Raw genomic sequence first — 7,661 nt, forward strand, 5'->3', positions numbered from 1 at the left:
TGGTAAAAGCGAAATTAACCATCTGTTAGGAGTTTCCACAGGCGTGGACGAACGCTCAGGCACATGTCCTGAAGGGCAGGTTCAAGCTGGGGATTGTCCGGCGTCAATGAGGCCGTTTATCACAGGGGCGCGGCGCGTGGCCGCGGCAGGGCGTATTTGGCGCCCGCTTGTCCCCAGAGGGCGCCCAGAGTGGTAAAGCAATCTTTAACGGACGATCCACAGGAAGGCGCCTCGGCTGAGACCGATCGCCACACCGCGCGGTTCGCCACCTACTTCCACATCCACCTGGTGTCGGACTCCACGGGCGAGACGCTCAACGCCATGGCGCGCGCGGTTTGCGCCCGTTTCACCGACATCCTGCCCATCGAACACATCTACGCGCTGGTTCGTTCCACGCGTCAGCTGGATCGCGCCCTCGACGAGATCGCCGGCGCGCCGGGCGTGGTCATGCACACCATCATCGACCCGAACCTGCGCGCGGCCCTGGAAGAAGGCTGCCGCAAGCTCGAAATGCCGTGCATCGCCGCGCTGGATCCGGTGGTCAGCGCCATGTCGCGCTATCTGGGGGCCAAGATCTCCACGCGCGTGGGCGCGCAGCACGCGCTGAACAACGACTATTTCGACCGCATCGAGGCCCTGGACTACGCTATCGCCCACGACGACGGCCAGGGCGGCCAGGATCTGACCCAGGCCGACGTCATTCTGGTGGGCGTGTCGCGCACGTCGAAGACCCCGACCTGCATCTATCTGGCCCATCGCGGCGTGCGCGCGGCCAATGTGCCTCTGGTGCCGGGCCGTCCGCCGCCCGACCAGCTGTTCGAGTTGAAGAACACCCTGATCGTCGGTCTGATGACCAGCCCCGAACGGCTGATCCAGATCCGTCGCAACCGCCTGCTCTCCCTCAAGGAGAATAGAGAGAGCGATTATATCGACACCGACAGCGTGCGGGCCGAGATCATCGCCGCCCGGCGTCTGTTCGAGCGCAACGGCTGGCCGATCATCGACGTCACCCGCCGGTCGGTGGAAGAAACCGCGGCGGCGATCATCAACCTGCTGTCGGGCGGTCGCGGCCAGGTCGAGGTGCTGGGATGAGTGCGACCCCTATTACGCTCGCCTCCACCAGCTGGACGCGCCAGACGATCCTCAAGAACGCCGGCGTGCCGTTCGAGGCGCTCGCCGCCGGCGTGGACGAAGACGCCGCCAAGGCCGGCCTGCTGGCCGAGGAGGTCTCCCCGCGCGACATCGCCGACGCCCTGGCCGAGATGAAGGCGGTCAAGGTCTCGGGCAAGCGGCCGGGCCTGGTGATCGGTTCGGACCAGACGCTTGAGCTGAAGGGCCGGCTGTTCGACAAGGTCGGCACGGTGGAAGAAGCCCGCGCGCGCCTGCTGGAGCTGCGCGGCGAGGTTCACAAGCTGCATTCCGGCGTCGTCGTCGCCCGCGATGGCCGGCCGATCTGGCGCGTGGTCGAGACGGCGAAGCTGTCGGTGCGTCCGTTCAGCGACGCCTGGCTCGACGGCTATCTGGAGCGCAACGGCGAGCAGATCCTCTCATCGGTCGGCTGCTACATGCTGGAGGGCGAAGGCCTGCAGATGTTCGACCGCGTCGACGGCGACTATTTCACCATCCTCGGGCTGCCGATGACCGGCCTGCTCGACTTCCTGCGCCTGCACGGAGCCCTCCAGGCATGAGTTCTCAACACGGGCAGGCGATCACGGGCGCGGCGCTGGTGGCCGGCGTCTGCGGCCAGCCGATCGTCCATTCGATGAGCCCGATCCTTCACAACGCCTGGCTGGCGGCGGCTGGGATCGACGGCGCCTATGTGCCGATGGGCCCGGCCGAGGATCGGTTCGAGGCCTTCGTGAACGGCTTTCGCGGCGGTGTGATCCGGGGCCTCAACGTCACCATTCCCTTCAAGGAGCGGGCCCTGGCCTGCGCCGACGAGGCCAGTGATCTCGCCCGCCTGGCCGGCGCCGCCAACCTGCTGCGCTTCCGCGACGATGGCACGATCTTCGCCGACAACACCGACGGCCCGGGTCTGCTGGGCGCCATCGCCGCCCAGGCGCCGGACTTTGACGTGACCGCTTCGCCCGTCGTGATCCTCGGGGCCGGCGGCGCGGCGCGGGGCGCGGCCGCCGCCCTGCTGCTGGCCGGCGCGCCCGCCGTCCGCATCGTCAACCGCACGCTCGCCAAGGCCCAGGCCGTCGCCGACGCGCTTGGGGACAAGGTCACGGCCGCCGGCGAGGACGCCCTCCCCGCCCTGCTGGCCGACGCCGGCCTGGTGATCAACGCCACCTCGCTGGGCCTGGGCGGCGGCGAAGGTCCGGCGGCCGATCTGTCGCTGACGCCGCAAGGCTGCGTGGTGATGGACATGGTCTACAAGCCGCTGCGCACCGAGTTTCTGCAACGCGCGCAGGCCGCCGGCCGCGCGACCGTGGACGGCCTGGAAATGCTGCTGCTGCAGGCCGTGCCGTCGTTCGAGGCCTTCTTCGGCCAGGCGCCGCCGGCGCAAGTGGACGTGCGCGCCATCGCCCTGGCGCATCTGGGGATCTCAGCGAAGTGATCATCCTCGGCCTCACCGGCTCCATCGGCATGGGCAAGTCGACCACGGCCAAGATGTTCGAGACCCAGGGCGCGCCGGTCTACGACTCCGACGCCGCCGTGCATGCGCTCTATTCGGTCGGCGGCGCGGCCGTAGGGCCGGTCGAGGCGGCGTTTCCCGGCGTTGTCGTGGACGGCGCGATCGACCGGGCGCGGCTCAGCGCTCAGGTCGTCGGCGATCCCGAGGCGCTGGAGAAGCTGGAGGCCATCGTCCACCCGCTGGTCGGCGCCCATCGCATCGGCTTTTTCGAGAAGGCGCAGGCCGACGGGCATGGGATCGTCGTGCTCGACGTGCCGCTGCTCTACGAGACCGGCGGTCAGAAGAACGTCCACAAGGTGGTGGTGGTCAGCGCGCCCGCCGATATCCAGCGCGAGCGGGTGCTGGCCCGGCCCGGCATGACGGCGGAGAAGTTCGAGGCGATCCTGGCCCGCCAGCTGCCCGACGCCGAAAAGCGCACCCGCGCTGACTTCGTCATCGATACGGGCCGGGGCCTGGAGGCCGCCGAGGACCAGGTGCGCGACATCCTGACCCTGTTGAGAACCTCCGCCCACGCTTGATGCGCGACTCGAACCGGCCCATTGAAAGGCCATGGCCCGGGAAATCATCCTCGACACCGAAACCACCGGCTTCGATCCGAAGACGGGCGACCGCCTGGTCGAAATCGGCTGCATCGAGGTGGTGGACTTCATGCCCACTGGCCGCTCGTTCCACGAATATTGTGATCCGCTGCGCGACATGCCGGCCGAGGCCGAGAAGGTGCACGGCCTGTCGGCCGCCTTCCTGACCGGCAAGCCGAAGTTCCACGAGATCGCCGACAAGTTCCTGGAATTCGTCGGTGACAGCGTCGTCGTGGCCCACAACGCCTCGTTCGACCGCAGCTTCGTCAATTTCGAGCTGGAGAAGTGCGGCCGCGCGCCGCTGCCCGAAGAGCGCTGGGTCGACACCCTGGCCATGGCCAAGAAGCGCTTCCCGGGCATGTACAACTCGCTCGACGCGCTCTGCAAACGCTTCAAGATCAGCCTCGACAGCCGCGACAAGCACGGGGCGCTGATCGACTCCCACCTGCTGGCCGAGGTCTATCTCGAACTGCAGGGCGGCAAGGAGCGCGCGCTCGAACTGACCCACGCCGTGGCGGTGAACGCCGTCAGCGCCGCCCGCGCCGGCGGCTACGGCGCCCGCCCGCGCCCCCTGCCCTTCCGCTCGACCGATGCGGAACGCGCGGTGCACGCCGACTGGGTCAAGTCGACCCTGAAGGACAAGGCCGTCTGGCTGAAGTTCGACCTGCCGGAACTGGCGCCGGCCTCCGAGTAACTTAACTCAACCTCTCCCATAGGGAGAGGGTTAGACCTTCAAATCCGCCGTCACCGGCGCGTGGTCGCTCGGGCGTTCCCATTCGCGGACGTTGTCGTGGACGCGCGAGGAGACCTTGCCGTCGACGATCGCCGCCTCGCGCAGGCCGGGGCTGGCCAGGATGTGGTCCAGGCGCAGGCCGCGGTTGGACTTGCGGAAGTCGGCGGCGCGGTAGCTCCACCAGGAAAACAGCTTTTCCGGCTCGGGCGTCGCCAGGCGCGGCAGGTCCAGCAGGTCCATCGACTTGATGAAGGCGTCGAAGGCCTCGAGTTCGGCCGGGGTATGGCTGACCACCTTCAGCATCTGGCGGTGGCTCCAGACGTCGTTTTCGCCCGGCGCGATGTTCAGGTCGCCGGTGACGATCAGCGGCGCCTTGGGATCGCGCTTCTTCAGGGCGGCCGTCAGGGTCTCGTAGAAATCGAGCTTGTGGTCGAACTTCGGGTTGGCGACCCGGTCGGGCAGGTCGCCGCCGGCCGGGATGTAGAAGTTCTGGATCTCGACCCCGGCCACCTTCACCGCCACGCAGCGGGCATGACCCTCGCGGCAGTTCATCAGGGTCGGGACGTCCTCGATCGGCAGGCGCGAGGCGATGGCCACCCCGTGCCAGCCCTTCTGGCCGGCTATCTTCAGGTGCGGCAGGCCCATGGCCTCGAAGGCCTCGCGCGGGAACTCGCCCTCCTGGCACTTGATCTCCTGCATGCACAGGACATCGGGCGCGGCTTCATCGACGAAGCGGGCGGCCTGTTCGGCGCGCAGGCGGACGGAATTGACGTTCCAGGTGGCGATACGGAGGCGCATGCCGCTCCCTACCCTCGCCGTGGGCGGACCACAAAGAAAAACGCCCGGACGCACGAGGCGTCCGGGCGAAAGTCAGGTCTCTCATGCCGCCGCCGGGAGGGGATAGATCCGGCACGGTTTGCGAAGAGCGGGTCGGGCGCTCATCGCCATGCGTGGTAAAAGTGCCACGTCGAAATTTTTAGTTCAAGGGAAAAAGCGCTTCATACTTGCATGTTGTGAGAATGTCACAAACTCGGCCGGTCCAAAGCCTATCCGGTCGGCCCCTTACCCACCCTGCGGCGAGGATCGGTCAGGACGAACAACTTCGAGTCGATCGCGCCGACCTTATCCAGGCCCGACAGGCGCACGCGGGTCTGGCCGCCCTTCACATCGCTGATGGTCCAGCCGATCAGTTCGGGTTCGTTGCTGAAGTTCATCTCCAGCCGACCCAGGGTCTGGCGGCGGGCGTCCTGGGCGACGATCGTGAAGCCGTCGGCCAGCTTGCGCACGCCGGTGATATTCACGCCGCGATCCAGACGCACCTCGCGCGCCAGCAGCAGGGCCAGCGGCGTGCGGCTGAGCGGATAGCTCTCGAAGGTCTTCAGCCGGCTGTCGAAGATGTTGACGTTGCTGCCGTTGCTGACCACCAGCAGGCCGCCAGGACCGTCATATTCGAACCGCGCCTTCCCGGGACGTTGCAGCCACAGGGTGCCCTGGGTGGTCACGCCGCGCGGATCGGTCTGCACGAAGCGGCCCTTGGCGTTGGACAGGCCCTGGATATAGGCGGTGGCCTTGGCGATCAGCGCCTTGTCTTCGTCCGACAGCGTCTGGGCGAAAGCGGGCGCGCCGATCACGGCGGCCAGCAGGCCCGCGCCGCCGGCGGCGAGCAGGGATCGACGGTTCTGATCGGTCGTCTGGGTCATGCGAACTCCTTCAACTCCACCTTTGCCCTGTGCGCGCGTCGCGGGAAAGGCCATGGCGCGGCCGTTTTCCGGCGCTGCGATGAAGGGCCGTTCAGGTTGGGGCTGGGGAGAACGTCGGCGGGACGGTGAAGGTTTCGTTCTGATCCTTCTCCCGTTGCGGGAGAAGGTGGCGGCCGAAGGCCGACGGATGAGGGGTCTCTCAGACTTGAGACGCCCCGCCCGGCCTGACCGCTGCACGCGGCTTTGAGGTCTGAGAGACCCCTCACCCGACCTCGCTCCGCGAGGCCACCCTCTCCCACAAGGGGAGAGGGGTCAAAGAGCCGGTGGCGGGGGCGCCAGGATCTCGCGCTTGCCGGCGTGGTTGGCGGCGCCGACGACGCCTTCCTTCTCCATCCGCTCCATCAACGAAGCGGCGCGGTTGTAGCCGATCTGCAGGCGGCGCTGGATGTAGCTGGTCGAGGCCTTGCGGTCGCGGGTGACCACGGCCACGGCGTGGTCGTAGAGGTCGTTGGCCCCGCCCTCGCCGGCGAAGGCGCCCTCGATGGCCTCTTCCTGCTCCTCGTCGCCGCCGGCGGTGACTTCCTCCAGGTACTGGGGGATGCCCTGGTCGCGCAGGAACTTGGCCACGGCCTCGACCTCGCCGTCCGACACGAACGGACCGTGCAGGCGGGTGATGCGGCCGCCGCCGGCCATGTAGAGCATGTCGCCCTGGCCCAGCAGCTGCTCGGCGCCCTGCTCGCCCAGGATGGTGCGGGCGTCGATCTTGGAGGTGACCTGGAAGCTGATCCGGGTCGGGAAGTTGGCCTTGATGGTGCCGGTGATGACGTCGACCGACGGGCGCTGGGTGGCCATGATCAGGTGGATGCCGGCGGCGCGGGCCATCTGGGCCAGGCGCTGGACGGCGCCTTCGATGTCCTTGCCGGCGACCATCATCAGGTCGGCGACCTCGTCGATGACCACGACCAGATAGGGCATGGCCTCGGGGCGGATCTGCTCGGTCTCGTAGATCGGGCGGCCGGCGTCGTCGAAGCCCGTCTGCACGGTCCGCTCGAAGTGCTCGCCCTTTTCGAGGGCTTCGTTGGCCTTCTCGTTGTAGCCGCCGATGTTGCGCACGCCGATCTTGGACATCCGGCGATAGCGGTCCTCCATCTCGCGGACGGTCCACTTCAGCGCCACGACGGCCTTCTTGGGATCGGTCACGACCGGGGCCAGCAGGTGCGGGATGCCGTCATAGACCGACAGTTCCAGCATCTTCGGGTCGATCATGATGAAGCGGCACTTCTCGGGCGGCAGCTTGTAGAGGATCGACAGGATCATGGCGTTGACGCCGACCGACTTGCCCGAGCCGGTGGTGCCGGCGATCAGCAGGTGGGGCATCTTGGCCAGGTCGGCGATGTAGGGCTCGCCGCCGATGGTTTCGCCCAGCGCCATGGGCAGGATCGAGCTGGCCTTGTCGTAGTCGGCGCTCGACAGCAGGTCGCGCAGATAGACCGTCTCGCGACGCGAATTGGGCATTTCGATGCCGATGGCGTTGCGGCCCTGGGCCACGGCCACGCGGCACGAGATCACGCTCATCGAGCGGGCGATGTCGTCGGCGAGCGCGACGACGCGGGCGGTCTTCACGCCCGGGGCCGGCACCAGCTCGTACATGGTCACGACGGGGCCGGGCCGGATCTGGTCGATCTGGCCCTTCACGCCGAACTCGGCCAGCACGCTTTCCAGCAGGCGGGCGTTCTGGCGCAGGGCGCCTTCGTCGAATTCCGAGGAGCGCGGCTTGGACTTGGCCAGCATGGCCAGTTCCGGCAGCTGGAAGCCGTCTTCGTCCTCTTCGAAGTCGAAGGTCTTCTGCTGTTCGCGCAGTTCGCGGTTGCTGGTCGCGGCCGGGGCCTTGGGCTGGCGGATGGCCAGCGGGCGGGCGTCGAAGCTGGGCGCGAAATCGTCCTCGTCGTCCACCGGCGGCGGGGCCGGGCGAGCGGCCTTGGCGGCGCGGGGCGCGGGCTGGGGCGGGGCGG

Annotated in this window: 8 protein-coding genes; 5 read left to right on the forward strand and 3 right to left on the reverse strand. The window is 67.9% G+C overall.

Annotation, left to right across the window (positions count from 1 at the left end):
* Positions 1-189: 189 nt before the first annotated feature.
* The 5 genes from AC2YHT_RS20040 to dnaQ are packed head-to-tail and all read left to right on the forward strand — an operon-like array spanning position 190 to position 3,910.
* On the forward strand, positions 190-1,092 hold the full coding sequence (locus tag AC2YHT_RS20040; protein WP_487291650.1) for a pyruvate, water dikinase regulatory protein: 903 nt from the start codon (positions 190-192) through the stop codon (positions 1,090-1,092).
* The gene (locus AC2YHT_RS20045; protein ID WP_487291651.1) at positions 1,089-1,688 is read left to right on the forward strand and encodes a Maf family protein; all 600 of its coding nucleotides are present in this window, start codon (positions 1,089-1,091) and stop codon (positions 1,686-1,688) included. The genes AC2YHT_RS20040 and AC2YHT_RS20045 overlap by 4 nt, the downstream gene beginning before the upstream one ends.
* On the forward strand, positions 1,685-2,560 hold the full coding sequence (gene aroE, locus AC2YHT_RS20050) for a shikimate dehydrogenase (protein WP_487291652.1): 876 nt from the start codon (positions 1,685-1,687) through the stop codon (positions 2,558-2,560). The genes AC2YHT_RS20045 and aroE overlap by 4 nt, the downstream gene beginning before the upstream one ends.
* Complete coding sequence (gene coaE, locus AC2YHT_RS20055) at positions 2,557-3,156, forward strand: dephospho-CoA kinase (RefSeq protein ID WP_487291653.1); 600 nt, start codon at positions 2,557-2,559, stop codon at positions 3,154-3,156. The genes aroE and coaE overlap by 4 nt, the downstream gene beginning before the upstream one ends.
* Positions 3,157-3,187: 31 nt before the next feature.
* Positions 3,188-3,910, forward strand: coding sequence for a DNA polymerase III subunit epsilon (gene dnaQ, locus AC2YHT_RS20060; RefSeq protein ID WP_487291654.1), 723 nt, complete (start codon positions 3,188-3,190; stop codon positions 3,908-3,910).
* Positions 3,911-3,940: 30 nt separating this feature from the next.
* Here dnaQ and xth read toward each other — a convergent pair whose 3' ends face one another.
* The 3 genes from xth to AC2YHT_RS20075 form a co-directional block, all read right to left on the reverse strand.
* A complete protein-coding gene (xth, locus tag AC2YHT_RS20065; RefSeq protein WP_487291655.1) occupies positions 3,941-4,747 on the reverse strand; it encodes an exodeoxyribonuclease III in 807 nt (268 codons plus the stop codon).
* Positions 4,748-4,995: 248 nt separating this feature from the next.
* On the reverse strand, positions 4,996-5,649 hold the full coding sequence (locus tag AC2YHT_RS20070) for an outer-membrane lipoprotein carrier protein LolA (RefSeq protein WP_487291656.1): 654 nt from the start codon (positions 5,647-5,649) through the stop codon (positions 4,996-4,998).
* A 312-nt stretch (positions 5,650-5,961) separates the two neighbouring features.
* Positions 5,962-7,661 (reverse strand): DNA translocase FtsK (locus tag AC2YHT_RS20075; protein WP_487291657.1); only part of this gene is annotated, 1,700 nt, incomplete at its 5' end.

The sequence above is a fragment of the Caulobacter sp. SRI_008 genome (assembly GCF_057586355.1).

Bases quoted from the DNA above. Each gene is read 5' to 3' on its own strand.
- AC2YHT_RS20045 (WP_487291651.1), top strand. From the start codon at position 1,089: ATGAGTGCGACCCCTATTACGCTCGCCTCCACCAGCTGGACGCGCCAG.
- aroE (WP_487291652.1), top strand. From the start codon at position 1,685: ATGAGTTCTCAACACGGGCAGGCGATCACGGGCGCGGCGCTGGTGGCC.
- dnaQ (WP_487291654.1), top strand. From the start codon at position 3,188: ATGGCCCGGGAAATCATCCTCGACACCGAAACCACCGGCTTCGATCCG.
- xth (WP_487291655.1), bottom strand. From the start codon at position 4,747: ATGCGCCTCCGTATCGCCACCTGGAACGTCAATTCCGTCCGCCTGCGC.
- AC2YHT_RS20070 (WP_487291656.1), bottom strand. From the start codon at position 5,649: ATGACCCAGACGACCGATCAGAACCGTCGATCCCTGCTCGCCGCCGGC.